The organism is Microtetraspora niveoalba (genome assembly GCF_001570405.1).
GTDB lineage: Bacteria > Actinomycetota > Actinomycetes > Streptosporangiales > Streptosporangiaceae > Microtetraspora > Microtetraspora niveoalba.
The window spans coordinates 177,019-201,331 of the sequence record NZ_BBYM01000017.1 but is presented as its reverse complement, the minus strand read 5'-3'; the positions used below and the strand labels follow the sequence as shown (position 1 = coordinate 201,331).

The window sequence follows — 24,313 nt, the reverse complement described above, 5'->3', positions numbered from 1 at the left end:
GGCGGCTGAGGATGGGCTGAGGAGCAATGATCGAAACCTGTGGATCGCCGGGAAGGGGTGTACCTTCCCGGATCACCCGATGATGGTTTCGAGATAAGGCCGACGTTGCCGCGTCGGTCGGGAAGGCACACCCGTGCCGCTCACCGTAGTCCCTGATCTCCCCTCCGACGACAGCCACCCGGCGACCGACTCAGCCGCGCTGATCGATCAGATCGTTCGCGAGGGCGCCCGCCGTATGCTGGCCGCCGCTTTGCAGGCCGAGGTGGACGCCTATATCGCCGCCTTCGCCGACGAGCGCGACGCAGGCGGCCGTCGCCTGGTGGTGCGCAACGGCTCCCACGCCCCGCGCGAGGTTCTGACCGCGGCCGGCGCGATCGAGGTTCGCGCGCCCCGGGTCAACGACAAGCGCACTGATCCGGTCACCGGCGAGCGCAAGCGGTTCGCCTCGTCCATCCTGCCGCCGTGGTGCCGCAAGACGCCTAAGGTCAGCGAGGTGCTGCCGCTGCTGTATCTGCACGGACTGTCGTCCGGCGACTTCACCGCCGCGCTCGGGCGGTTCCTCGGCTCGACGGCCGGCCTGTCGGCATCGGTGATCACGAGGCTGACCGAGCAGTGGACAGCCGAGCAGCGCGCATCCGCCGCCCGGGACCTGTCGGGCGTGGACTACGTCTACCTGTGGGCCGACGGCATCCATGTCAATGTCCGCCTGGACGAACAGCGCCTGTGCCTGCTGGTGATGATCGGGGTGCGCTCCGACGGCCGTAAGGAGCTCGTCGCGCTGGCCGACGGCTACCGCGAATCCACCGAGTCGTGGGCGGACCTGCTGCGCGATGCCAAACGCCGCGGCATGTGCGCTCCGGTGCCGGCGGTTGCGGATGGCGCGCTGGGGTTCTGGGGCGCGCTGGGTGAGGTGTTTCCGCAGACCAGAGGCCAGAGGTGCTGGTTTCATAAGATCGCAAACGTTCTCGGGGCCATGCCGAAGTCCGCGCACCCAGGAGCGAAGAAGGCGCTGGCGGAGATCTGGAACGCCGAGGACAAGGAGCACGCGCCGGTGGCGGCGTTCCGGGCGGCTTACGGCGCCAAGTACGGCAAGGCGGTGGCCAAGGTCGTCGATGACGTCGAGGAGTTGCTGGCGTTTACGACTTCCCGGCCGAGCACTGGATCCATCTGCGCACGACGAATCCGATCGAGTCGACGTTCGCAACCGTCCGGCACCGCACCAAGGTCACCAAGGGGCCGGGCTCGCGGGCGGCCGGGTTGGCCATGGCGTTCAAGCTGATCGAGTCGGCCCAGGCCCGTTGGCGCGCGGTCAACGCACCTCACCTGATGGCTCTCGTACGTGCCGGAGCCCGCTTCGAACGCGGCGTGCTCATCGAACGTGACGAGGTCAGCGCAGCATGACCGATCATGCCGAACGCCCGCTGCTCTTCCTCGACGTCGACGGACCGCTTCTCCCCTTCGGCGAGGATCCGCAACGCGCACCGCGGGGTACTACGCCGGACTCGCGCTTGGCGCGGCTCACCTCCGAGATGGGGAGTCGGCTGGCAGCGCTGCCCTGCCAACTCGTCTGGGCGACAACCTGGGAAGAGGAGGCGAATGGCGAGATAGCGCCCCGGATCGGGCTGCCGCGACTGCCTGTCGTGAGCTGGCCGGAGCCAACCGACCACCACAAACGTGAGGACCAATGGTTCGGGCTCTGCTGGAAGACACGGACCGTGGTGAACTGGGCGGCCGGACGCCCGTTCGCCTGGGTCGACGACGAGATCACCGACGCCGATAGGGAGTGGGTCTCCGCGCACCATAGCGGTCGGGCTCTCCTTCACCACGTGGAGTCATACAGGGGACTCGCCGACGAAGACTTCGTAGCCCTCGATCAATGGCTTCGATCCTTGTGAATCACCCGCGATCCACAGAATTTGACAATTACTCCGGCCCGTGCCATCGCCAGATCGTTCCCCGACCTGGCATCGCCGGACGAGGCGGGGCACGACCGGCTGGCCATCCATGTCGCCGTCCCCGATCCCCTGCGGCCCGGCCCGGTCGAGACCCGGCTGCTGGTGAACGGCCGACCGGTGATCGCGGAAGCGTTCCGCAAGGGCCTGCCGTACCAGCCGGAGGATCTGCTCGGCGCTCCGGAGGCCACCGACCGGCCTCACGAGGTACGGCTGGCCGAGGCGTACTGCACCGAGGGCTGCTGCGGAGCCCTCTACGTCACCATCGTGCGCGACGGCGACACCGTCGTCTGGCGCGACTGGCGCGATCCCGACGGAACGGTCACGCTGCCGCCGTTCCGCTTCCACGCGGAACAGTACGCAGCGACGATCGCCCGGGCCGGACGCGACCACGGATCGGAATGGCCCGCCCGCGGCCTGGCCCGCGAGTTCGACCGGCGCCTACGGGACGAGCCGGGACTGCTCTCGGCCTGGCACTGCGATTTCTGGGGCGTGTTCGCGCATAACGGGGAGCAGGACAGGATCAGAATGTTCTTCCGGTACCCGCGCCGCCCTTCATCGCCGGATGACCACGATCCGTGGCTCCAGTTCGAATGGGTCATCCCGATCGACGACAGCGACCTCGACGCCCAGGTCGCTCATCTGGCCGACCGCCTCCAGCGCACCGACCCTAAAACCTGGGCCAGGGTCGTCGGCGGTCACCCAGACTATGCCGACCGCCTCGGCTTCCCCTGGCCACACTGACCAGTCGATCCTCCCGCCCTGCAGGCCTCAGACTGCGGGTGCAGTGCCGTGGGCCGACTGTCGCCATTCCAACGCCTCGGGCACGTCGCGGTACTCCAGCAGGTGCTGGCCGGCGATCTTCTCCAGCAGGTCGCGGACCTCCGCTGGTGTGGCGTAGAAGAACTCACGGCGGGGGTTGACCTTGTTGACGCGCCGCTCGCGCAGTTCGTCGTGGAGCCGGCCTTCGAGGGAGACGGCGTCGTCGCTGAAGATCAGTGCGTGGGTGTCGAACTTGAACGGCACCGAGGCGTCCCCCAGCTCGCGCACCCGGTCTTCGGGCTCCAGCCGCCGGGTCATGCCGATCTTCACGACGTTCTCGCCGAACGCGCCGATGTTGGAGATCACATACACATAGCCCGCCCGGATGTTGGCCTCGCGCGCCTCCACATCGGCGACCGCGGCGCCGATCTCCTCCAGCTTCGCCTTCAACTCCTCCGCGCCCGCCGTGTCGCCGTTCGCCAGCAGCTTGGCCAGCGCGGTGCGGTAGTGGGACTCCTCCTTGCGCAGGCGGGCCTTCTCGCGTTCGAACTCCCGGCGCGCGGCCTCCTCCTCCCGCTGCCGCTCCCGCTGGGCGCGGACCTGTTCCTTTTCCTCCTCGACTTTGGCCAGGTAGTCGGCGGTCAGCTGCAGCTCGTACACCCGTAAGCGGTGGTAGTCGTCGCTGACGTGGATGTGCATCGTCTTGCCGAGCTTGACGATGGCCTCGCCGGCCTTGCTCAGCCGGTCGATCGCCGACTGCAGCTTGTACGGCCGCATCGTGCGTACGCAGTTGTCGGCCTCGGCGTTGTAGGCGCGGAGCATCAGCTTGGAGAAGTCCCGCACCATCCGCCGCCCCTCGGCAGCGGAACCGTTGACCGTCCAGTTCGTCGCGCCCAGCACAGCCTGCCCGGCGCGGGCCATGCTCTTGATCTTGTCCTTGACCTCGGCCAGCTTCGCCTTGTACGCGACTGCGTCGCTGAGGGGATGCTGGTACTCATAGACGCCGGCCTCCTGCAGCAGGGCGACGTCCTCGGTCTGCACGACCTGCGCCTCGATCTTCCTCAGCCGGTGATCGGCGTCCTGGATCGCCGCCTGCAATCGGGCCTGCTCCCCGCGCAGTTGCTCGGTCGCGGCGGTGATCTGCATCGCGTCCAGGCCACCGAGCCGCTCGACCCACTCCCGCAGTTGGGCGTTCTCCGCCTCCAGCCGCTTCTTGCCGCCGAACAGCCCGCCGCCGGAACGTTCCGACACGGGAACTACGGGAGCCTCACGGACCGGCATGGCGTGACGGCCGGTCGGCCCAGCAGGAGCAGGAGCAGGCGGCGGAACGGGGGCGTGAGCGGGTGGGGCGTCGGCCACCCAGAACTGCCAGCCCGCCGGGGGCGGTGGCCAGGACGGGTCCGGCTGCCACCCAGGAGGAGGCCGCCACCCAGGAGGCGGGGCCGGCCACCCCGGCGGCGAGTTGAACCGGTACTCCGTCATCAGCACCCTCCCTCGCGTCAACCCGGCTGGTCACACCGGTCGAGAAGGAGGACGGCCGCCGGCTGATAGAGGTGCACGCACATCCGGCGGCCACAGGCAAATGTGATCGAACCGTGAGCACCGCACGCGTCCGGCACAAGCGGCACGACGCACGCCTGGGCTGCCAGGGGCTTGGCTGACAGGCAGCACGGCGGAACTGGTTGAGCGTGGCAATACGCCCGCGGTACTTCATGATCTGGGCCTGACCGTTCATCGTCAGAGCTCCGGCCAGGCGGTCGCCTTCTCGATAGAGAGCGACGAAGCGGTCCCCGCCCAGGTCTCCGTCGATCCCACGGATCTCGCCCGCGGCCGGGATTCCGACGAACTGGATTCGCGAGCCGTACCAGTCCGACCAGAAGTACGGCACGGTGGAGTAGGGCTTGGCGTTGCAGGGGTCGAGCGCACCGCGACCGCCCCCTGCTCGACCGCGCTCGTCCAGTGCTCCAACCGCATGAGCCGGTCGAACATCGGGTTGTGCCAACGTGCCACGTCCCCGGCGGCGTACACGCCGGGGACTCCGGTGAACAGGTTCTGGCCGCAGGCGACGCCATTGTCCAGGGGCAGCCCGGACCCGGCGAGCCAGTCGGTGGCGGGCACCGCTCCGATCCCGGGCACCACCAGGTCGGCCGACAGCACAGTCCCGTCGGTGAGCCGGACGTCGACGGCTTCAGAATCAACAACGGGGCCATCGTGCTGGAACTCGGCGGCATCACCGAGCAGACCTTCGCCGAGGTCGGCGCCCCGTACGACATCCGCATGCCCAAGCCCCCCATCCTCTACCGAATCGGCGGCAAGGGTGGCGCCGGCGCGAAACGCTGGTCGTCCAAGAGCTTCATGTCAAGGGGCTCCGCCCACCCGGAAGCGCGGCCGTCGACGCCGCGCCGCGGTGACCTGCCGCGTCAACCGTCGGCGCCCTGAAGCCCGAGTTGGTCCGCGAGGACGCGCCGCGCCTCGGTCAGGGAGGGCCCGTACCAGGTGAGATGGCGGCCGCTGACCAGCGCGGCGTCGACGCCCGGAAAGCTCTCCGGCCCGTCGTCCGCCGTGAAGCGGTACGGCTCGTCGGGCAACACGGCCAGTTCGGGCCGAGCGGCCAGGATCTCGGCGATCGGGATCTTCGGATACCGCTCCCCGTGGCGGCCGAAGACGTTGTCGACGCCCAGCCGCGCCAGCACGTCCCCGGTGAAGGTGTCCCGGCCGACGACCATCCAGGGGCGCCGCCACACGGGGATGACGGCCCGGCGCCGCGCCTGCGTCACGGGTACGGCCCACGCCCGTTCGGCCTCGTCCAGCCACGCGGGGCGGGGAAGCCGGCATGCGAGGGTGAGCATCCGGTCCAGCGAGGTCAGGGCCTCGCCCACGCTGCGGACGACCGTCGTCCAGACCGCGATGCCCGCGGCGCGCAGCGCGCCGAGGTCGGATTCGCGGTTCTCCTCGAAGTTGGCCAGGACGACGTCCGGCCGAAGCCGGCGGATCGTGTCGAGGTCCGGGTTCTTCGTCCCCCGGACCCGGGTGACCGCCAGGTCGGCGGGATGGGAGCACCACTCCGTGGCCCCGACGAGGACGTCCCGCCGGGTGGCGGCGACGGCCTCGGTCAGCGAGGGGACGAGGGAGACGACGCGGCGCACCCGCGCGGGAACGGCGACGAGGTGGCCGCGGTCGTCACGCTCCATCCGGCTGTCCGTCATGCCCGGTAATCCTAGAAGCCACGCCACGCCCCCGCCCGCCGGGAAACCGCGCGGCGGGGTGTGCGCGTGCCCGGTTCCGGGGCCGTGTCCGTGCGCGACGCCCGATGGCGGGCCACCGGCCGATCGCCCGGCAGCCGTGCGGGCGCGGCTCGCGTGGCGGTTTGTCGGAGGCGATCTCTACCGTCTGCCGCATGACGACTGCCTCGCAGGCGTGCTCCAACGTCTGTCCCCCCATATCCGGCGGCTCTCGCCTGGCGCCGTTCGCGTCCGGCGGCCGCGTGCCGCCCGGCCCCCACGACCGCCCGCACCACGTCGGCGACCGTACGACCACCGTCCCGGCCGGCGCCCCCATCGGCGTGGAGGCGAGCGCATGAGCGCCTGGGAGAGAGTACGCAAGATCATCGCCGACGGTGACGCCTCCCTGATGGCGGACGAGGTGCTGAGCCTCGACGAGGCCGGCCGCCGGGAGGTGGCCCGCGAGTTGCCCGGCCACATCGGCTCCGCCGGCCAGGACGCCCTGGAGCGGTACGAACGCCGCCGGGCCGAGGCCACCCTGGCCGGGGAACGGGACAGGAAGAAGTTCGTCCGCGCCGAGATGGCGCGCGGCGCCTCCAGCGACGAGGCCCATCACACTTGGTGGTTGAGAGAGCATCAGCGGCGCGAATACTGGGTCGACTGGAGCGAGCGCGAGCGCTGGGTCGAGCCCATGCGGGTCGCCGGCGCGGGCACGATCGGCGGCGCGGCGGCCGTCGCCACCTGGCTCTACCGGCGAGACTTCGCCCGCGGCCGGACGTCGCGCGACCTCCGCCCGCTGCTCCAGGTCATCGCCGCCCGCCCGTCCGAGTGGCAGGCCGATCTCGCCGTACGGCTGGCCCTGCGCCTGCGCGGCAGCCGGGCGCAGGCCAGGGACGACAGCGCCGAACTGGCGCTGGAGCTGCTGCGCCGCACCGGGGCCGTCCCGCCCGCCCACGACCCGCTCGTGGTCGCCTGGGTGTCCGCCCCGCCCGCTCTGGAACACGATCCGCTCACCGAGCACCTGCTGCCCCGGATCTTCGAGGCCGAGGGCGTGGGCCGGGCACTGCGTGAGGACCGTGCCGACCCGCCCGAATGGGCCCCGGACCAGCCCTCCTGGCTGCGTTCGCTCCGCGACCTGGCCGACGCCGGCCGCGTCGGCCGCGACGTTCTGATCGACGGCTGCGTCCGGCGGTTCCTGCTCGGCGGCAACGCCCCCGACCTGCGCTTCTTCGTCCGGCTGCACGACCTGCTCGACCCCGAGCCCCGCCAGGAGCGCTCCCGCGACTACCTGCGGCTGCTGCCTGCCGCGCCGGGGCCGGTGGCCGAGCTGGCCCTGAGGCAGCTGCGCCGTGCCGGCGGCCTGAGCGGTGACGAGGTCAACGAGGCGCTGTCGGCGCTGCTGTTCCGCGCCGAGGGAAAACTGGTGCGCGCCGGGCTGACCTGGCTCGACCGGGCCGCGCGCGACGCCGGCGACGATCTCGACCATCTCGCGCCCGCGCTCGCCTCCGCGTTCCTGTCCGAGTCGTTCGAGGTCCAGGAACGATCCGTACGGCTGGCCGTCAAACACGCGTCGCGCTTCTCGCCCGTCGGCGCCGAGGCCGTACGCGAGGCGGCGGCCGTGCTGCCCGCGGATCTGGCGGCGCGTCTGTCCGAGGCGTACGGCGAGGTGGACAGTCTCCTGGCGGAGGCCGACGATTTCCGGGCCGTCCCGCTCCCGTCGTTCGAGGCGCCCGTCCGGAAGCCGTTCCCGCCCGCGCTCGGCGACCTGGCCGGCACGTACGCCGAGCTGGACGACGTCGTCACCGTCGAGCGCTGGCTCGACGGGTTCGTGCGCGAGCCGGCGGCCAGGAAGGCGCCGCGCCCCAAGGACCCAGAGCACGGCGGGGATGGGTTGTCCGGTCGCCACTGGTCCCGGCCGGAGGAGTGGGTGGAGGCGCTGCTGCGCGAGGCCGCGGCCCCCGGCCAGGAACCGCCCGCCCCCGAGCCCGCCCGCCCCCACGCCGCCGGTGGGTCCGTCGAGGCCGACGTCGACCGGTTGCTCGGCCCGAACACCGTCTCACTGCCGCACCGGGCCATGCTCCTGCGCTGCGCCGAGATCCACGCCGCGCTGAAGGCCGGGACGCTCCCGCCGTACCTGCTGGCCACCCCGACCCTCACCTCGGGCCACATCGAGCCCGCCGAGCTGGTCGCCCGCCTGGAGGGCTACGAACGGGCGGGCGTACGGGCGCTCCCCGCCGACCTGCAGCAGGCGCTGCTGCGGCTGCCGCGCGAGGTGGATCCCGGCGTGGCGGACCGCGCGGCGAGGCTGACCTCCGAGGCGGGCGCGACGCTGGCGCGCTGGCTGAAAGAACGGCCCGAGCCCGCGATGAGGGTGGACTGGTTCCACGCCGGAGGTGACTACGCCGACGACCGCGAGCCGGCCAACCTCAACCCCAGGCTGCGCCCCCGGATCCGGCTGGAGCCGACAGGGCTCGCACTCGTCGACGCGCTCCTGGCCGACCCGCCCTCCTCCCGGTGGCACGGCCACGGTGCCTACATGGCGTACTGGCGGCTCATGCTGCCCTCCGACCGGGAGGCGGTGGCCATGCATCTCCTGCCGTTCCTGCTCGACGGCTGGGGCAGGCCCGACTATTTCCACCAGTACGTGGGCGAGCTGTTCCACCAGGACGGACCGATGGGCGAGGGGGTGGCCGTGCTGGTCGCCGTCCTGCTGGCCGAGCGCGGCTGGTACGGGTCGGTTGAGCGCGGACAGGAGCTGCTGCTGCGGGCGGCCGCCGCAGGCCACCTGCCCGCGACGGAGTGCGGCAGGCAACTCGGCCTCGTCCTCCGGAGGATGTCGGTCAGGCCGAGCGACGTGATGTCGTCGTTGGAGGACTGCGCGAGGAAGGGCGCGCACCGCGAGGTCTGGGACATCATGGCCGGACTGCTGCCCGTCTACCTGCCCGGGCCGGGCGAGCGGCCGCACTCCGGTCACACCCAGGCGCTCACCTTCGCCGTCGAGGCCGCGCGCTGGGCCGACGCGCGTGACACGCTCCCGGCCGTCGCCGAGATCGCCGGGCGCAAGGGTACGAGCGGATTCGTCCGCGCCGCCCAGCTCCTGCACCGGCGGCTCGGCGCGACCCACGAACTGGAGGCGCCGTAAGGCCGGTCTCACGGAGGCGGCCCGGCCGCCCCTCCCGCGGCGGCCGGGCGGTCGCCAGCGCGTGGCGCGGTGTGCCGCGAAGCCTGGTCGCCCGTCGGCTCGGCGAAGCGCGTGACGTGCCCGACTGGTACGGTGCCGGCCGGCGGCGCGATCATGGCCGCCGGGAACTGCCGGTAACCGCCGGGGCATCGAGGACGGCGAGGCGGCCTCCTGGTGGCGCCCGCGGGAGCCCGCGTCCGTCGCCGACGCCGGGCGACCGGGACGCGGCGTACCGGAGGCATGACGAGAACCGGAAAAGGTGGACCGCTGAATATGAGCATCGATCGTTCGCCGGTGTCCGGAAGCGCCGACGGCGGCCGGGGAATGAGATTCATGCCGGTGGTCAAGGCCGTTGTGTGCAGCGTCTCCTGGCTGCTGGCGCTCGTCTCGATGTTCTTCGGCCACCTCTTCGAGCCCGATCCGCATTCGAACGACACGGACGTGCTCGCCGCCGTACAGGTCCTGGTGTTCTTCGGCATGGTCCTGGCGGTGATCGCGACGCTGGTCTTCCCCAGGGTGAGAGCCGCCTGGATCCCCTGTCTCGTCTTCCTTCTGGCCGGAGTGTCCCGGCTGGTGTCCCTGGCCTGACCGTTCATCCGATCGAGCGCTTCTTCCTCTTCACCATTGCCGTCACCGCCCTCGGTGTCTCCTTCATGCTCGTCCATCCGGGCCTGCCGGCAAGCAGCCTGCGAACGTCACAGGACATGCCGAGCGTAGTCAGCATCAGCGGGCTCGTGGAGACGTCCCATCGAAGCCATCCGCAGCGGCCAGAGCGCCGTACAACCGTGAAGAGGACGCCTGTGACGAACTTGCCCACCGATACCCGGACCCGGCATGAGGCCGACACTGCGCAGGCGCGCCGAGCGAGGTTGTGGTCCACTCCCTGCTCGCCGCCGAGGCGAGCCGCGACGTTCACGCCATGGCGGCTCTGCCGACTGAGGACGTCTAACCCAGTCATAACGGGCAGGAGACACCGGATATGCAGGTCAGCAGGCTACCTTCCAAGCCAAGGAAGGTTACGAGTGACCACGCGGCCTCGGTATGCGGCCTCAGTGTTCGTCCCGGTCGTAGGCGAACTGCAGGCCGGCGGTGCCGCCCGTCTCGATGAACAGCCGGGTGAAGTCGCCGACGGTCTCCTTGCGGGCCCAGTCACGCTGCAGCTCACACAGCAGTTGCACCCAGGTGATCGGTCGCGCTCCGGCCTGCTCGACGCGGCGCAACGCGGTCTCATGCGCAGCCAGCGAGGTGCCGCCCACTGCATCGGTGACCGGATAGACCTGATAGCCCTCACGCAGCGCGTCGAGCGTAGGGAAGGTCAGGCATGCCTCCGTCCACAACGCCGCCATCACCAGCTTCCTGCGGCCGGTGGCCTTGACCGCCTCGACGAACTCACGATCTTCCCACGCGTTGATCGACGTGCGGTCGTAGGTGGGCAGGCCGTCCAGGGCTTGGCGCAACTGCGGGATCGGTGGTTTGTTTATCTTTCGCCTGCCGTACTCGGGCAAGGCAGTGCCCCGCGTCTCGCTGTCGTGCGGGCAGGAAGCCTTCCTGGAAGGGCACGTGCACGCCTTCAGCGTGCTTGGTGGAGTGCCGACCGGCAGGGTCCGCTACGACAACTTGAAGGCCGCGGTCGCCCAGGTCCTGGGGTTCTCCCGAGTCAGGTGGAAAACGAGCGCTGGACGGTCTTTCGTTCCCACTACGGCCTCGAGGCGTTCTACTGCCGACCCGGCATAGAGGGCGCGCACGAGAAGGGCGGAGTGGAGGGAGAGGTCGGCCGGTTCCGCCGTAACCGGCTGGTTCCCGTCCCGCAGGTCGACCCGATCGCCGAACTCAACGAGCGCATCGAGCGCATCGAGCGAGCTTGGACCAAGACGTTCACCGAGCCGCGGCTCTGCGCCGCGATCGTTGACCCCCTTACGTTCAACGCCGCCATCATCGACACCGGCACTCGCTCCTACCGGCTCCCTCAGACTGAAGCCCAGCACTCCATTCCCGGCTGAGAACGGTCACCTCCTTGTTCGGTGCGTGAGCATCGCCTGCCTTGTACAGCCCTGCTGCGCGATACTCGTGCCCTGCACCGCGCCAGCCCAGCGGCTGGCCGCCGTTCCGCGTGGTACTGCTCAGCGTGGCCTTCTACGGGCCGTCTGGTCGACGCCGAGGTGGTGAACGGGCCGTGGAAGCGCTTGGTGTTCGGCCCCCGTGCGCGAGGACGGGTCGGTGAACCGGCGCGCCTACGCCTTCTGCATGCTGGAGCGGTTCTGGCGCGGCCTCAAGCGCCGTGAGATCTACGCCGATGCCTCCACCAAGTGGCGCAGGCCCGCGCAGCGCAGGCCTTGCCCGCCTCGCTGCGCCAAAGGTGTCTCGTGCACCGCGCCAGAAATGTGCTGGCGAAGGTCGGCACCAGCGACCAGGCCGAGGTGCAGGCCGCCTACTGGAAGATCGCCGCCTCGCCCGGGGACGGGACAGTCTCCCGGGCGGCGGGCTCCAGCCGTCGTTTGCCACGCCTACCCCGCCGCGGACGCTGCGGGTATCCGTGCACGTTGGACAACCCCGGAGCAAACACCGACAATGGGGATTAATGGATCTATTTGTGTGACTGTGTTTCTGTCGGGGGCAGGCGGCAACGGCTTGGCTCTGGCCGCGAAGAACTCCGTGCGGTCATGAGGGCCGGTGATCGGTCACTGACGGTAGTGCGCTTCGGTGAGTGGCGAGCAAAGGCTCGCTCCGGCGCGGGATGCTGTCGGTTAGCCTTCCCCGCAGCTTGTTGATCATTCGCACCCCGACCGGCGAGCGGCCCACGACGGTGAGCGGTCCGCAGCCGGAAGTCGGAGACGAGTTGAGCCCGCAAAGGGAGGGAGTTGCATCCGGCCCAGCCGGTTCCGGAGCGAGGTACGCATACGGAGGTCTCCATGCAGGTTCACGCCGCTGTAGCGGAGAGCAAGGGTGCGCCGCTGGTCATCCAGGACCTGGAACTCGACGACGAGCTCAGGGAGAGGGAAATCCTGGTGCGCGTTGTTGCGTGTGCGGTGTGCCGGGCCGACATTCTGGCGCGTGATCAGGCGATTCCGTTCCCGCTGCCGGGTGTTCTCGGCCATGAGGGGACGGGGGTCGTCGAACGTGTCGGGCCTCTGGTGGCCAGGGTGAGATCCGGGGACCACGTCATCATGTCCTTTCCCAGTGACGGGACCTGTCGCAACTGTCTTCAGGGGCGGCCGCGTTGGTGCGAGTCGGGTGAGCGGCTGATGTGGTCAGGCCGCCGACTGGACGGTTCCGGGTCGGCGCTGCGGCGCGACGGTACGGAGGTGGGCGGCCACCTGTTCCAGCAGTCCGCCTTCGCCAGCCATGTCATCGCTACCGAGATGAACGTGGTCGTGGTGCCCCAACATCTTCCGTTGGACAGGTTCGTCCTGGGCTGCGGCATCATGACCGGCGCGGGTGGAGTGCTGAACGCCCTGCGTCCGGGCGCCGGCGACTCGACAGTGATCTTCGGCGCCGGCGGGGTCGGAACCTCCGCGATCATGGCCGCGAAACTGGCGAACTGCCTGCACCTCATCACCGTCGAGCCGCACCCGAGCCGACGTGAGATCGCTCGGTCACTCGGCGCGACGCACACGCTCGACCCACAGAAGGACGATGTGCCGGAACGCGTTCATCAGATCACCGGCCACGGCGCAGAATTCTCCCTCATCTGCACCAGCGACAAAGCTGTCCTCCCGACGGCGCTCGCGGTGCTGGGGGCCGGCGGAACGTGCGGGGTGATCGGCGACCCGGGCGCCGACGTCGACGTCAGTTTCGAAATAGCTTCGATCATCGGATCGGGCAAGACCATCCACGGCATCAATGGCGGAGAGGCGGTTGCCCAGACGTTTCTGCCATGGCTGATCGAGGCACACGAACGCGGGGTCTTCCCCTTCGAGAAGATCATCGCGCGCTACGACTTCAGCGACATCAACACCGCGCTGCGCGACTCTGACGCCGGAACCACCATCAAACCGGTGCTGATCATGCCCGGATGACGGAGTCCATAAATGAGTCCGGTCTCCAGCTCTGGGCGGTCGTTCCACCAGGTCCCCGAATGGTGGGCGGCAAGGAACCGGCCTCGCGTCAAGTTCCTTGGCAGGAAGGGAGGGTGAGGCAGCGACCGCATCACGAGCTCAAACCTGCTTCCGTCGCATTGTGGGAGCTTGGAGGGAAGAAGGATGGCAGGGAACCGGGATCACGTGTGGGTGCGTGAAGCGCCGTCAACGGTCGACGCGGAGTACGTGCAGGAGTCGGCCACCGTCCCGCTGAAGCCGGGCCAGAAGATCGCGCACCTGTTCAACCTCAATGAAAGCCAGGAGTACGTGCTCCAGCGAGTGACCGAGCGAACCTACTGGTTCCAGCGGGACCACTACGCCTGCACTTTCTACGTGGGCGAGGATGGTGTTCTGCTGTTCGACCCACTCCATGAACGCGGACAGTACATTCTCGAAGCGATCAAAAGGGTGACCGACCGTCCGGTCACGACGATCGTGCTCTCCCACGACCACTACGACCACATCGGCGATGCGGACGTGGTGCTACAGGCGATGGCCGAGATCGGCGTCCACCCGCGGGTCATCGCTTCCGAGGCGACGGCGCAGAAGCAGCTGTTCCGGAGGAGTTCCCAACCTCCTGCGACCGAGGTGGTGGCCTGGCCGCACAGCCGGTTCCAGTTCGAGGACCTGCACGTGGAGTTCCACGGGTTCGCCCGGGCGGCACACACCGACGACCACTCCGCGCAGCTTCTGGTCGAGGAGAAAGTGCTGCATGCGGCCGATCACACCAACCCGGACGAGCCTCCGTTCTGGAAGTTCTCCGCCAATGAGAACTTCCTCTACTTCGAACCCAACCTCAGGGAGACCGAGGAACTGGACTGGGTGTTCGAGAACGGGGGGCATGGCAACGTCGGCTCTCACGCGGACCGCGACTTCTACCACCAGTACATCGCCGACATGGTCGAAGCCGTGCGCCGCGCCATGGACACCATCGACTTCCGCGACGGCGCGAAGGGCATTGAAGGCCTCAACTCGCACACGGCGTATCACACGACCTGGACCGACCTGGTCGCACGAACGGCGGTGGACGCGCTACGGCCCAAGTACGGCCAGTACTACGGCTTCGAGTACGGGACCTGGAGCAACGCGGAGCAGGTGGTGTGGGCGCAGTTCGCCTACGCCAAGTGAAACGAGCGGGCCGGGCCCGTGGTGGCCCCAGGGGCACTACGGCGAATCCCGAGTGTGCGGCCGGAGCACCGCACGAAGCCCGTACGCGCTCGAGGGAGACGAGCGAGGGAGCTGATCATGCGAGCAGCGGTACTGCACGCACCGGGCGAGACCCCCGTGGTCGAGGAGTTCGCCGATCCTGAGGCGGCTCTGGGCCGCCCGGTCGCACGGGTACTGGCGGCGAGCTTGAACCCGGTCGACCTCGCGATCGCGGGTGGGCAGATGCCATTCCGGAGGGTGACGTTTCCGGCGGTCGCCGGCTATGAGGGGGTGGGAGAGACGGACGACGGCCGCCGATGGTACATCGCCGGTCCGGCGCTGCCCTTCGGGACCTTCGCAGAGCTGATGCCCGTCCCCATCGCGGAAGCGCTGCCTGTTCCCGAGGGGGTGGACCCTGCGCTCGCCGCGTCTCTCGGAGTCGCGGGCATGGCGGCCTGGCTGGCCCTCGAGTACCGGGCACGCCTGACCACGGGCGAGACGGTGCTCGTGCTGGGCGCTGGCGGCACCGTCGGCCAGATCGCCGTGCAGGCGGCTCTCGCGCTGGGGGCCGGTCGCGTGGTGGGCGCCGCACGTGGTGAACCGTCACTGGAACGTATTCGGTCCATCGGCGCCCACGCGGTGGCCCGCCTGCAGGAAGACGCGGCGGCGTCCCTACGGGAACTGCGCGACGCAGCCCCCGACGGCTACGACGTGATCATCGATCTCCTGTGGGGCGAGCCGGTGACGCACGCCATCGAGGCGGCAGGGCGCGGTGCCCGACTGATCCAGGTGGGAAACTCGGCAGGCCCCACCGCCTCCCTGCCGGCCCCGAACTTTCGAAACAAATTGGTGACCATTATCGGGCACACCAACTTCCTTACCCCGTTTGAAGCACGGCGCAGCGCCTACCAGCACCTGATGGAGCATGCCGCAGCGAGGCGGATCCACCTCGAACTCGAGCAGATACTCCTCACCGATGCGGCCCAGGCATGGGAACAGTTGAAAGAGGGACACGCTGGAAAGCTCGTGATCGTCCTTTGACCGCCGCAGCCATCGGGAGCGCGCCAGTGGCCCCGAAGGGGCGGATGCAGTCGCAGAACGAGCCTTTGACGTGCTGACCGGGGGCACCGGCCGGCACATCCTCGGCCGACAGCGGCGGGGTCACCAACCCGCTCGATGACGAGCATCGCTGGATAACCACTCGCCAACTGCTCCGAAACACCGGATATGCAGGTCAGCAGGCTACCTTCCAAGCCAAGGAAGGTTACGAGTGACCACGCGGCCTCGGTATGCGGCCTCAGTGTTCGTCCCGGTCGTAGGCGAACTGCAGGCCGGCGGTGCCGCCCGTCTCGATGAACAGCCGGGTGAAGTCGCCGACGGTCTCCTTGCGGGCCCAGTCACGCTGCAGCTCACACAGCAGTTGCACCCAGGTGATCGGTCGCGCTCCGGCCTGCTCGACGCGGCGCAACGCGGTCTCATGCGCAGCCAGCGAGGTGCCGCCCACTGCATCGGTGACCGGATAGACCTGATAGCCCTCACGCAGCGCGTCGAGCGTAGGGAAGGTCAGGCATGCCTCCGTCCACAACGCCGCCATCACCAGCTTCCTGCGGCCGGTGGCCTTGACCGCCTCGACGAACTCACGATCTTCCCACGCGTTGATCGACGTGCGGTCGTAGGTGGGCAGGCCGTCCAGGGCTTGGCGCAACTGCGGGATCGGTGGTTTGTTGAGTCCGGTCTGAACGTTGACCGTCGAGTGGACGATCGGCACCTCGTAGGCGCGCGCGATCTTCGCCACGCCGACGATGTTGTCGACCAGCAACTGGCGGTCCATCGAGGCGATGGAGTTCACCTGGACCGGCTGGTAGTCGATGATGACGACCGCCGCGTTTCTTGGCGTCAGCAAGTCGTCGGTCTCGGGGTCGCGGATCTGCTCGCTGGTCATCACAGCCCCCGTATATCCGTTCTGTCTTCCGTCACTCCGCACCAGCCCGCTACCCTCGCCGCCCCGGAGTAACCGCCTGGGACGAGCCGCTGCGGACCTGGGACCACCGGCGGGCCCGACATTGGCCGACGCCGCCACTCTCCACTCCTACCGCCAGGACAACCTCGACCGGTCCGGTGCCGCGATGCCACACATAATGAAGCCCAGGCGCGTGGCGCCGGTCTTGTTCCCAACCAGCGGGGCCTTGGCCTCGACCAGCGTCCAGCACTTGAGAACAAGGGATCCTGCCATCAGGGTTGCAATCGGTGCGGTCAATCCCTGACCGACACGTAGTGATCACAACCGACGACCCGGCTCATCACCGACTGCGCCTGGTCCTCGACCATGGCCGCGCTCGGCCGCGCCGAAGCCGAGGAAACCCACGTCGTCTCCCGCCGTACGTGGCCGAGCCCGACGCGCGCGTCGCCATAGAATAGTTCATTGACCGAAGTAATGCCCGGGGATGTGGGGATCATGGCAGAGATACGGATCGAATGGCCGGATCCGGAGGGCCAGGAGATCGTGGAGCGGCTGTTCGCCGCGGATGCGGCTCTGCGGGCGCACTTTGAGCAGGTCGCCGCTGCTGTCGGGCTCACTGTGCCCCAGGCTCACACGGTGATTCAGTTGCAGGAGCCTCAGCGCATGGGGACGATGGCCGGTCACCTGCATTGTGAGCCTTCGCACGTCACCGCGATCGCCGACTCGCTCGAAGAGAGCGGCTTCCTGCGCAGGGAACCGGATCCAGACGACCGCAGGGCCAAGCGGCTCGTCCTCACGGAGGCCGGGCAGAAGCTCAGGGGGCGCCTCCTGAAGCGTCTGTTCGACGGGGCGCCGATCATCTCGGCGCTTGACGCCGACCAGCGAGCCGGTCTGCTCTCGATGCTCCGTATGGCCCAATCGAGCGACCGGCACCAGGCCTGGCGTCGGCTTCCGGCTGCGGCTGGCGACGGCTCCTGCCCTCCGGTTCCGTCATAGGCCGGGGCATCCGTGTGCCAGGCACGGCCGTGCAGTCGCAGATCGGCGATCACGACTAAGCGGGGGCGCTCAGGCGGTTGTGGCCTTCCCATTCCCGACCTGCCGTCCGGACCGGCGGCATGGCCACCTCCACCGTGACCACCGCCCCGAGAACTCGAGCCCCACAACGCCCTGATCATGGACGACCTGTGTGGACCTCTTCCTTCCTGCCCGGCAGTCACGGTGCGGGGGCCTGGTCGTAAGCGGCCGAAGATTGGCGCTTAGCGGCGTTCCGGCAGGTCAGCAGGTTCCGAGGATGAGCTGTTCTCGGAAGTCGCAGGCGCGGGCGGCCGAGCGCTAGCCGCCCCGGTGACGTTCCCATGGTCGGCGCCTCTCACGCGCACGTCGTTCTCGCTGCCGGCGCGGACAACGTCTGTGCGCTCAGGGTCCACTCTCCCGCCCCCGCGATCTCCTCGCACCGCGTCGGCCACCTTCGCGGGTCTCCGTTTTGCGTCCCGAAATAATTTCAGCTACAACATAGTTCAGTCACTGAAGCAATTGCGAGAGGTCCCGCCCATGTTCGTCGCCACCGCGGTCCTGTCCGTGCTCCTGGCACTCGCCTTCGCCGGAGCGTCCTTCCCGAAGCTCTCCGGCAAGGACGCCATGGCAGCCCAGCTCCACAACCTCGGGGTATCGGCCGGGTTCATGCGCATCATCGGCGCGCTCGAAGCGCTCGGAGCCGCCGGCCTGATCGTCGGGCTGTGGATCGGAGCCCTCGGGGTCGCCGCGGCGACCGGCCTGGCGCTCCTGATGGCAGGCGCCGTCGCCACCCACGTCAAGGCCCGCGACACCGCCAAGAACACCGCTGGATCGCTGGTTCTGCTGGTGCTCAGCGCGGTCACGGCCGCTCTCGCTCTGGCGGCCCTCTGAGAAGGCGGCAACAGAGCCGGACGGCCACCCCCCGCCACATACACGCGACACCGATCAAGGACTTGTGATGACCTCAACCGCCAGGACCGAAACCGGCCTCGACATCGACACCCACTTCGAACAGCCCGCGAGCGAGACGCGGCTCCAGCGGACCGCGGCGGCCCTGCGCGAGAAGGGCCACGCCGTCGAGGTCGTCGACACCGCGGCCGAGGCCCGCGCCGTCGTCAACCGGCTGCTGCCCGCAGACAAGAGCATCTTCACCGTCTCCAGCGAGACGCTGCGCCTGTCAGGGCTGGACGATGACATCAACGCATCCGGCAGGTTCGACACCCTACGTCCCACGCTCATGCGCCTACGCGAGGAAGGACGATTCGACGAGATGCGCGTCCTCGGCTCCGCCCCCGATGTCGTCGTCGGGAGCGTGCACGCGGTGACCGAGGACGGGCGGCTGCTGACCGCCTCAGGCAGCGGAAGCCAGCTCGGCCCCTACAGCTTCGGCGCGGGCCAGGCCATCTGGGTCGTCGGCGCCCAGAAGATCGTGCCCGACCTCGACACGGCGCTGCGGCGTATCGAGACCTACGCCTACCCGCGCGAGGACGCCCGGGCCCGGGAAGCCTACGGCACCCCCGCCCTGCTCTCCAAGATCCTCATCATCGACAAGGAGATGTTTCCCGGCCGCGGCACCGTCGTCCTCATCCGCGAGCCCATCGGGTTCTGATCACCCCTGCCCCCGGGTGAGGACTTCCTGACTGGCTTCACCCCGAACAACGTGCTCACCACCGACGTCCACCTGGCCCCGACGGCTGACGGCAGACCCTCGGTCGGCGGGCAGACAGGAGCCACACCATGCTGAGACGGGTGCCCTACAAGTGGCTGGTCGCCACCGCGTTCGTGTTCGGCCTGTTCATGGAGATCCTCGACATGACGGTGCTGAACACTGCGCTGCCCGCGCTCGGCCGGCACTTCGGCGCCGGGACCGAGACACTGCAGTGGTTGGTCACCGGGTACCTGGTCAGCATGGCGGTGTTCATCCCCGCCTCGGGATGGGTCGCCGACCGGTTCGGCACCAAGCGCACGTTCCTGTTCGCGCTCGCGGTCTTCACCGCCGCCTCGGCCTGGGGCGGCCTTGCCGGCTCCCTCGGCGAGCTGATCGTGGCCAGGATCGTCCAAGGCGTCGGCGGCGGCCTGCTCACTCCGGTCGGCACCGCGATGCTGTTTCGGGCCTTCCCACCGGCCGAACGGGCCAAGGCATCGGCGGTGCTGTCCATACCGACCACCCTCGCCCCGGCCCTCGGCCCGGTGCTCGGCGGGTGGATGGTCGACAACATCAGCTGGCGGTGGATCTTCTTCATCAAGGTGCCGATCGGCGTGCTCGGTCTCCTGTTCGCGATGGCGGCCCTTCGCGAGGAACGCGCCGACCACCCCGGCCGCTTCGACGTCGCCGGGTTCCTGTCCGGCGGCGCAGCGCTCGCGCTGCTGCTGCTCGGGCTCGACGGTGGCGCCCGAGAGGGGTGGGGAGGCGCCGCCGTGCTGGTGCCGCTGGGGGCCGGCCTCGCACTGGCGGCCGCGTTCACCGCGATCGAGCTGACCCGCGCCGAGCCGATGATCGATCTGCGCCTGCTGAAGGACCGCCTGTTCCGGACCGGCAACCTGCTGATGCTCCCGGCATCGGGGGCGCTGATGGGCGCGTTGTTCATCGTGCCGCTGCTTCTGCAGTATCAGATGGGCGTCGATGCGACGGGCTCCGGCCTGGTCACGATGTTCCAGGCGCTGGGCATGATGGCGGCCCTCCCGCTGGCGGGACGCCTGTACCCACGGCTTGGCCCCCGCCGCTTGCTTGCGACCGGCTTCGCCGTCATCGCCATTGCCCTAGCGTCGCTGATCATGGTCGGCCCTAGCACGACTCTGTGGGCGGTCCGGCTGCCGCTGCTGGCCATGGGGGCGGGTATGGCACTCACCGTCATCTCCCTGCAGGCCGCCACCTTCGCCACGATCACCCCCGAGGCGACGGCGCGAGCATCGTCGGTGTTCTCCACCACACGTCAGGTCGCCAGCGCCGCCGGTGTCGCCGTGGCCGCCACGTTGCTCACCACGCGAACCGAATCCAGGCTCGCCGACCTCGGCTCCCGCGCCGCCGATCTCGCAGGCACGCAGGAAGCGCTCTTCGCCGCCTACCACGACATCTTCCTCATCACCGCCGCACTCGCACTGCTCGGCTTTCTCATCTCCCTGCGCGTGCGCGACAGCGACGCCATCGCCAGCATGCGGCCAGCCCCAGCAGCGAACGCCGCCGACCAGGCGCCGACATCCGACAGCAAGCCCCCCGCGTAGTCCCCTCCGGGCGGCCTGCCCCCTCGGTGTGCCGCGGCCGCACGACGCCCGGCATACCTTCGCCTGCCAGCTTTCGCAGGCCTCCGGGCACAACCGGGCCGAGCTCGAACGCCGCCTGGGCCAGGCCAACGACCGCTACCTGCGCCTGTACACCAACCCGCCCGATGACATCGCGGCCGGCTACATCGAGGACCTGTGAACCGGTGCTGATTCCCGGCGCATTACGCCCGGGGCGGGTCGTCTGCGGTAGGGCTGGCGTCGCAGCGCTCGGGGGCGCGGCTACCGGGGAGGATCGGGTGCCAGGCTTCCGTCGGGGGCGATGTGATCGAAGATCTGCCGGATCAGCGTGATCACATGCGGGTCCTCCACCGCGTACAAGGTCCGGCGGCCGTCCCGGCTTGCGCTGATCAGGCCGGCCAGGCGGAGCTTGGCCAGGTGCTGGGAGACCGTGGCGATGCTGATGCCCGCGTGTGTGGCCAGTGTGCTGACGTCGTAGGAACCGTGGGTGATCAGCCACACCAGGTGCAGCCGTACCGGGCTGGCCAGCAGGGCGAACGTCTCGGCCGCCGCCCTCATCTGCGCCGGGGTCGGCGGTGGGTGCTCGGCGCCGGGTGAACCCGGAGCGGGGGAGGTCGACATCGTCTGTCCATTGTCTCGCGTCGACGGCCTGCCGCTCACCCTACGTTTCGACACTTGCGCGATTTCCGAAATATATGGAAGATAGGGGCACTCCGAAGGGGAGTAGTCCGCAACGCCCGCACGTCGACACGCTGAGAACCTCGCGTTCTCCGGCGGCGGGGACCGGTCACCGGCCGGTGGACGAGACCTTCGGCCACGCAGTCATGCCTGGCCGAGTCCTCCCCGTGGGTGCCCGGCCGGGTTGTCCACCGCCCGGGAAGGACTTCTCCACGTGGTTCCCACCAAGCCGCTGCGCCCGCTGCTGACCTGCGCGCTGCTCACCCTGCCTGCGCTCAGCGCCCGCGTGGCGGGCGTCCATCTGCCGCCGCCGGCACCAGGTGCCCAGCCTCGCCGCGCCGTTCCGCCGCCCGGGCACTGAGAGCAGCGCCGCTCAGCCCGCGCCCCGGTAGACGCCCGGGGCACCGACACCGTGACTTCTGCCGGGCCACGCGCCTGCCGGGCCTTGCCCTACCGCGCCACGCCCGGCCCATCATCACCACCACCAGCAGCGGCGTCACGGCGCCGCCAGAAGGGACACCACAGCACCATGAACACCTCCACGTTGCGGCTGCTGGCCGACGCCCGCTCCGCCAAGGCGGGCGGCGAGCAGGCGATGGCCGCCCGGCAACGGGCCCGCCTGACCGAGCTCGTGGCCTGGGCGCGCACCCGCTCCCCCTACTACCAGCACCTGTACCGCGACCTGCCGGCCGGAGTGGCCGACCTGGCCCCGCTGCCGCCCACCAGCAAGCGCGAGCTGATGACCGCCTTCGACGACTGGGTCACCGATGCGGCCGTCACCCTGGCGCAGGCACGAGCCTTCGCCGACGACCCGGCGCGCATCGGCCAGCCGTTCGCCGGCCGCTACACGCTGTCCACCACCTCCGGCACCACCGGCACACACGGCATCTTCCTGCAAGACGCCCGCGCGACGGCGGTGACCTCCGTGATGATGGCCCGGATGCTGACCGGCTGGCTGGGCGTGCGCGACGTGGCCCGCATCGCGCGCGGCGGCGCCCGGATGGCGCTGGTGATACCCGAGGGCGGGCATTTCGCCTCCACCGTGGCCGCCGCCCGGCTGCGCGGCCGCTCCCGCGTCGCCGCCTTCAGCGTGCACCAGCCGCTGCAGGACCTGGTGGCCGAACTCAACGCCTTCCGCCCGGCGGTGCTGGCCCCCTACGCCAGCATCGGCGCGCTGCTGGCCGGCGAGGCCGAAGCCGGACGGCTGCACATCAACCCCGCCCTGGTGATGCTCACCGCCGAAGGCCTGCCCACCGGCGAGTACGCACGCATCGCGGCCGCGCTGGGGGCGAAGGTGCGCACCAGCTACGCCTGCAACGAGTGCCCGTTCCTGTCCTACGGCTGCTCCGAGGGCTGGATGCACCTCAACGCCGACTGGGCCATCCTCGAACCCGTCGACCAGCAGTACCGGCCGGTGGCGCCGGGCGAGCCATCGCACACCGTGCTGCTGACCAACCTGGCCAACCACGTGCAGCCGATCCTGCGCTACGACCTCGGCGACAGCGTCCTGCTCCGGCCCGATCCGTGCCCATGCGGCCACCCCGGCCCGGCCGTCCGCGTCCAGGGCCGCGCCGCCGACCTGCTCACCTTCCCCCGCCCCGGCCCCGCGGGGGAACAGGCGCCGATCACCCTCGCCCCGCTGCCGCTGGCCACGCTGCTGGAAGCGGTGCCCGGCCTGGAGCTGTTCCAGATCGTCCAAACCGCGCCGGCCACGCTGCGCATCCGGTTGCACCCCGCCCCCGGCAGCGACCCCGAAACCCTCTGGCGCCAGATCGAGGCCCGCATGCGCGACCTGCTGGCCCGCCACGGCCTCGGTCATGTGCGCCTCGAACGCGCCACCGAGCCGATTCAGCACAGCACAGGCGGCAAGGTACGCGCCGTCATCCCGCTGCCCGCCACCGGCAGGGACCCGGCCGGCTCCGCACGCCCCTGACCACCACACGCCACACCACCGGCACCGTGGCCGCCCATCACTGTCGTTCCCCCATGGCCCACATCGAAGGGCGGGCCGATCGCCCCGCCCCCTCCGCCGGACGGAGACGGCTTCGTGCTGCCCGACCTCCTGGCCTATGCTCAAGCAGCTGCGCGAGGAGCGGATCCACTCGTAGAAGCCGAGCTCTGAGGCGGGCACCTGGACCTGCTTGGCCACGTGCTCGACCACGTCGTCCGGCAGTTCTGAACGTCCGCGCGGGAACCGGCCGTGCTGCGTGTAGAACTTCAGCAGTCGCGTGGCGCGCACAGCATCGCCCCTATCGGGAGGGCGGGCCGTCACTGCAGCGTCAGCTCCCGCCCTCCCCCGACGGGCTCTACAGGACCTTCAGCAGGCCGCCGTCGATCACGTAGTCGCTGCCGGTGACATAGCCCGCAGCCGGGGAGCCGAGGAAGACGATCACGTTGGCGACCTCCTGCGGGGTGCCCCAGCGACCCAGAGTGACGTTGATCTGCCCGGGCAGATCACTCATGAGCTGCTCGAAGTCCTTCCCGCGAGCCTGGCTGACGCGAGGTCCGTACTCGTCCCACAAGGGGGTGCGGATGAGGGCGGGTGAGACGGTGTTGACCCGGACGCCACGTGGGCCCAGCTCATCGGCGAGTCCCTTGCTGAAGGCGCTGAGTGCGGCTTTCGAGGCCCCGTACCAGTGCGGGCCGGACGACGGCCAGTGCGCCACGCTGGTGGAGACGTTGACCACCGCCTCCCGCAGAAGGGGCAGCAGGGCCCGCGTGACGCGCACGCCGGCAAAGAAGTTCAGCTCGAAGGCCCGCTGCCACGTCTCGTCAGTGAGGTCGGGCAGGGTGCCGAGGTCCAGGCCCGCCAACCCGCCGACGCCGTTGACGAGCAGGTCGACGCCGCCGAGCTCGCTCTCGGCGGCCCGCCGCAGCTCCTCGACTCCGTCGCTGGTGAGCAGGTCTGCCTCGACGGTGACAGCGCTGGTCCGCTTGAGCTGGTCGGAGACTGTACGGTCGGCGCCGAGCACTCTGGCCCCTTCGGCGATCAGGGCGCGCACGACCGCTCCACCGATGCCGCCACTGGCCGCCGTGACGACAGCGGTCTTGCCGGCAAGCTGCAGGTCCATGAGGTCTCCTCG

25 protein-coding genes and 1 pseudogene are annotated in these 24,313 nt (G+C 69.7%); 18 read left to right on the top strand and 8 right to left on the bottom strand.

Going from position 1 to position 24,313, the window contains the following annotated elements; all coding sequences use genetic code 11:
* Positions 1 to 199: 199 nt before the first annotated feature.
* From AWQ70_RS17505 to AWQ70_RS17495, 3 genes and pseudogenes are all read left to right on the top strand, one after another.
* Positions 200 to 1,401 (top strand): annotated as a pseudogene (locus AWQ70_RS17505) (IS256 family transposase).
* A complete protein-coding gene (locus AWQ70_RS17500) occupies positions 1,398 to 1,895 on the top strand; it encodes an HAD domain-containing protein (RefSeq protein ID WP_067177249.1) in 498 nt (165 codons plus the stop codon). The pseudogene AWQ70_RS17505 and the gene AWQ70_RS17500 overlap by 4 nt, the downstream one beginning before the upstream one ends.
* A gap of 21 nt (positions 1,896 to 1,916) precedes the next feature.
* Positions 1,917 to 2,696, top strand: a complete 780-nt coding sequence (locus tag AWQ70_RS17495; RefSeq protein ID WP_084517260.1) for a hypothetical protein — start codon at positions 1,917 to 1,919, stop codon at positions 2,694 to 2,696.
* A gap of 27 nt (positions 2,697 to 2,723) precedes the next feature.
* On the opposite strand, the gene AWQ70_RS17490 is transcribed toward AWQ70_RS17495, so the two are convergent.
* Genes AWQ70_RS17490 through AWQ70_RS37735 form a run of 3 tightly spaced genes read right to left on the bottom strand, consistent with a single transcriptional unit; the run spans position 2,724 to position 4,850 of the window.
* Positions 2,724 to 3,965 (bottom strand): SNIPE associated domain-containing protein, encoded by a 1,242-nt coding sequence (locus AWQ70_RS17490; protein WP_245647010.1) that lies wholly within the window; start codon positions 3,963 to 3,965, stop codon positions 2,724 to 2,726.
* Positions 3,966 to 3,981: 16 nt separating this feature from the next.
* Positions 3,982 to 4,551, bottom strand: a complete 570-nt coding sequence (locus AWQ70_RS41265) for a hypothetical protein (protein WP_245647024.1) — start codon at positions 4,549 to 4,551, stop codon at positions 3,982 to 3,984.
* Complete coding sequence (locus AWQ70_RS37735) at positions 4,452 to 4,850, bottom strand: FAD-dependent oxidoreductase (RefSeq protein ID WP_245647023.1); 399 nt, start codon at positions 4,848 to 4,850, stop codon at positions 4,452 to 4,454. The genes AWQ70_RS41265 and AWQ70_RS37735 overlap by 100 nt, the downstream gene beginning before the upstream one ends.
* Before the next feature lie 75 nt (positions 4,851 to 4,925).
* On the opposite strand from AWQ70_RS37735, the gene AWQ70_RS41260 reads away from it, so the two are divergent.
* Positions 4,926 to 5,153, top strand: coding sequence for a hypothetical protein (locus AWQ70_RS41260; protein WP_245647009.1), 228 nt, complete (start codon positions 4,926 to 4,928; stop codon positions 5,151 to 5,153).
* On the opposite strand, the gene AWQ70_RS17480 is transcribed toward AWQ70_RS41260, so the two are convergent.
* Positions 5,135 to 5,920: a helical backbone metal receptor gene (locus AWQ70_RS17480; protein ID WP_084517256.1), complete on the bottom strand. Its 786-nt coding sequence runs from the start codon at positions 5,918 to 5,920 to the stop codon at positions 5,135 to 5,137. The two genes, AWQ70_RS41260 and AWQ70_RS17480, sit on opposite strands and share 19 nt — an antisense overlap.
* A gap of 191 nt (positions 5,921 to 6,111) precedes the next feature.
* On the opposite strand from AWQ70_RS17480, the gene AWQ70_RS38990 reads away from it, so the two are divergent.
* The 3 genes from AWQ70_RS38990 to AWQ70_RS17470 all read left to right on the top strand — a co-directional run bounded on the left by AWQ70_RS38990 (position 6,112) and on the right by AWQ70_RS17470 (position 9,704).
* Complete coding sequence (locus tag AWQ70_RS38990) at positions 6,112 to 6,294, top strand: hypothetical protein (RefSeq protein ID WP_157530126.1); 183 nt, start codon at positions 6,112 to 6,114, stop codon at positions 6,292 to 6,294.
* Positions 6,291 to 9,077, top strand: a complete 2,787-nt coding sequence (locus tag AWQ70_RS17475; protein WP_067177244.1) for a DUF7824 domain-containing protein — start codon at positions 6,291 to 6,293, stop codon at positions 9,075 to 9,077. The genes AWQ70_RS38990 and AWQ70_RS17475 overlap by 4 nt, the downstream gene beginning before the upstream one ends.
* A 312-nt stretch (positions 9,078 to 9,389) precedes the next feature.
* Positions 9,390 to 9,704 (top strand): hypothetical protein, encoded by a 315-nt coding sequence (locus AWQ70_RS17470; protein WP_067177242.1) that lies wholly within the window; start codon positions 9,390 to 9,392, stop codon positions 9,702 to 9,704.
* A gap of 461 nt (positions 9,705 to 10,165) precedes the next feature.
* Here AWQ70_RS17470 and AWQ70_RS17465 read toward each other — a convergent pair whose 3' ends face one another.
* Positions 10,166 to 10,573, bottom strand: coding sequence for an isochorismatase family protein (locus AWQ70_RS17465; protein ID WP_218004559.1), 408 nt, complete (start codon positions 10,571 to 10,573; stop codon positions 10,166 to 10,168).
* Positions 10,574 to 10,777: 204 nt separating this feature from the next.
* On the opposite strand from AWQ70_RS17465, the gene AWQ70_RS42385 reads away from it, so the two are divergent.
* From AWQ70_RS42385 to AWQ70_RS17445, 4 genes are all read left to right on the top strand, one after another.
* Complete coding sequence (locus AWQ70_RS42385; protein ID WP_373282338.1) at positions 10,778 to 11,116, top strand: hypothetical protein; 339 nt, start codon at positions 10,778 to 10,780, stop codon at positions 11,114 to 11,116.
* Positions 11,117 to 12,025: 909 nt separating this feature from the next.
* Positions 12,026 to 13,132 (top strand): NAD(P)-dependent alcohol dehydrogenase, encoded by a 1,107-nt coding sequence (locus AWQ70_RS17455; protein ID WP_067177238.1) that lies wholly within the window; start codon positions 12,026 to 12,028, stop codon positions 13,130 to 13,132.
* Positions 13,133 to 13,315: 183 nt separating this feature from the next.
* A complete protein-coding gene (locus AWQ70_RS17450) occupies positions 13,316 to 14,320 on the top strand; it encodes an MBL fold metallo-hydrolase (RefSeq protein ID WP_084517253.1) in 1,005 nt (334 codons plus the stop codon).
* A gap of 117 nt (positions 14,321 to 14,437) precedes the next feature.
* Positions 14,438 to 15,379, top strand: coding sequence for a quinone oxidoreductase family protein (locus AWQ70_RS17445; RefSeq protein ID WP_067177236.1), 942 nt, complete (start codon positions 14,438 to 14,440; stop codon positions 15,377 to 15,379).
* Between the two features lie 256 nt (positions 15,380 to 15,635).
* On the opposite strand, the gene AWQ70_RS17440 is transcribed toward AWQ70_RS17445, so the two are convergent.
* Positions 15,636 to 16,280, bottom strand: coding sequence for a hydrolase (locus AWQ70_RS17440; protein ID WP_067177533.1), 645 nt, complete (start codon positions 16,278 to 16,280; stop codon positions 15,636 to 15,638).
* A gap of 480 nt (positions 16,281 to 16,760) precedes the next feature.
* Here AWQ70_RS17440 and AWQ70_RS17430 point away from each other — a divergent pair, with 480 nt between their 5' ends.
* The 5 genes from AWQ70_RS17430 to AWQ70_RS38980 all read left to right on the top strand — a co-directional run bounded on the left by AWQ70_RS17430 (position 16,761) and on the right by AWQ70_RS38980 (position 20,733).
* The gene (locus AWQ70_RS17430; protein ID WP_157530125.1) at positions 16,761 to 17,294 is read left to right on the top strand and encodes a MarR family winged helix-turn-helix transcriptional regulator; all 534 of its coding nucleotides are present in this window, start codon (positions 16,761 to 16,763) and stop codon (positions 17,292 to 17,294) included.
* A gap of 555 nt (positions 17,295 to 17,849) precedes the next feature.
* The gene (locus AWQ70_RS17425) at positions 17,850 to 18,203 is read left to right on the top strand and encodes a DoxX family protein (RefSeq protein ID WP_067177232.1); all 354 of its coding nucleotides are present in this window, start codon (positions 17,850 to 17,852) and stop codon (positions 18,201 to 18,203) included.
* Positions 18,204 to 18,270: 67 nt separating this feature from the next.
* Positions 18,271 to 18,921, top strand: coding sequence for an LUD domain-containing protein (locus AWQ70_RS17420; protein ID WP_067177230.1), 651 nt, complete (start codon positions 18,271 to 18,273; stop codon positions 18,919 to 18,921).
* A 128-nt stretch (positions 18,922 to 19,049) separates the two neighbouring features.
* Complete coding sequence (locus AWQ70_RS17415; protein ID WP_218004558.1) at positions 19,050 to 20,534, top strand: MDR family MFS transporter; 1,485 nt, start codon at positions 19,050 to 19,052, stop codon at positions 20,532 to 20,534.
* A gap of 28 nt (positions 20,535 to 20,562) precedes the next feature.
* Complete coding sequence (locus AWQ70_RS38980) at positions 20,563 to 20,733, top strand: site-specific integrase (protein WP_157530124.1); 171 nt, start codon at positions 20,563 to 20,565, stop codon at positions 20,731 to 20,733.
* Positions 20,734 to 20,813: 80 nt separating this feature from the next.
* On the opposite strand, the gene AWQ70_RS17410 is transcribed toward AWQ70_RS38980, so the two are convergent.
* Positions 20,814 to 21,173: an ArsR/SmtB family transcription factor gene (locus AWQ70_RS17410; RefSeq protein ID WP_067177225.1), complete on the bottom strand. Its 360-nt coding sequence runs from the start codon at positions 21,171 to 21,173 to the stop codon at positions 20,814 to 20,816.
* Positions 21,174 to 21,444: 271 nt separating this feature from the next.
* On the opposite strand from AWQ70_RS17410, the gene AWQ70_RS38975 reads away from it, so the two are divergent.
* Both AWQ70_RS38975 and AWQ70_RS17405 read left to right on the top strand, forming a co-directional pair.
* Positions 21,445 to 21,591 (top strand): hypothetical protein, encoded by a 147-nt coding sequence (locus tag AWQ70_RS38975; protein WP_157530123.1) that lies wholly within the window; start codon positions 21,445 to 21,447, stop codon positions 21,589 to 21,591.
* Positions 21,592 to 21,759: 168 nt separating this feature from the next.
* Positions 21,760 to 23,163 carry a phenylacetate--CoA ligase family protein gene (locus AWQ70_RS17405; RefSeq protein WP_067177223.1) on the top strand — a complete coding sequence of 468 codons (1,404 nt, stop codon included), beginning with the start codon at positions 21,760 to 21,762 and terminating at the stop codon, positions 23,161 to 23,163.
* Between the two features lie 373 nt (positions 23,164 to 23,536).
* On the opposite strand, the gene AWQ70_RS17400 is transcribed toward AWQ70_RS17405, so the two are convergent.
* Positions 23,537 to 24,301, bottom strand: a complete 765-nt coding sequence (locus AWQ70_RS17400) for an SDR family NAD(P)-dependent oxidoreductase (protein WP_067177222.1) — start codon at positions 24,299 to 24,301, stop codon at positions 23,537 to 23,539.
* Positions 24,302 to 24,313 lie beyond the last annotated feature (12 nt).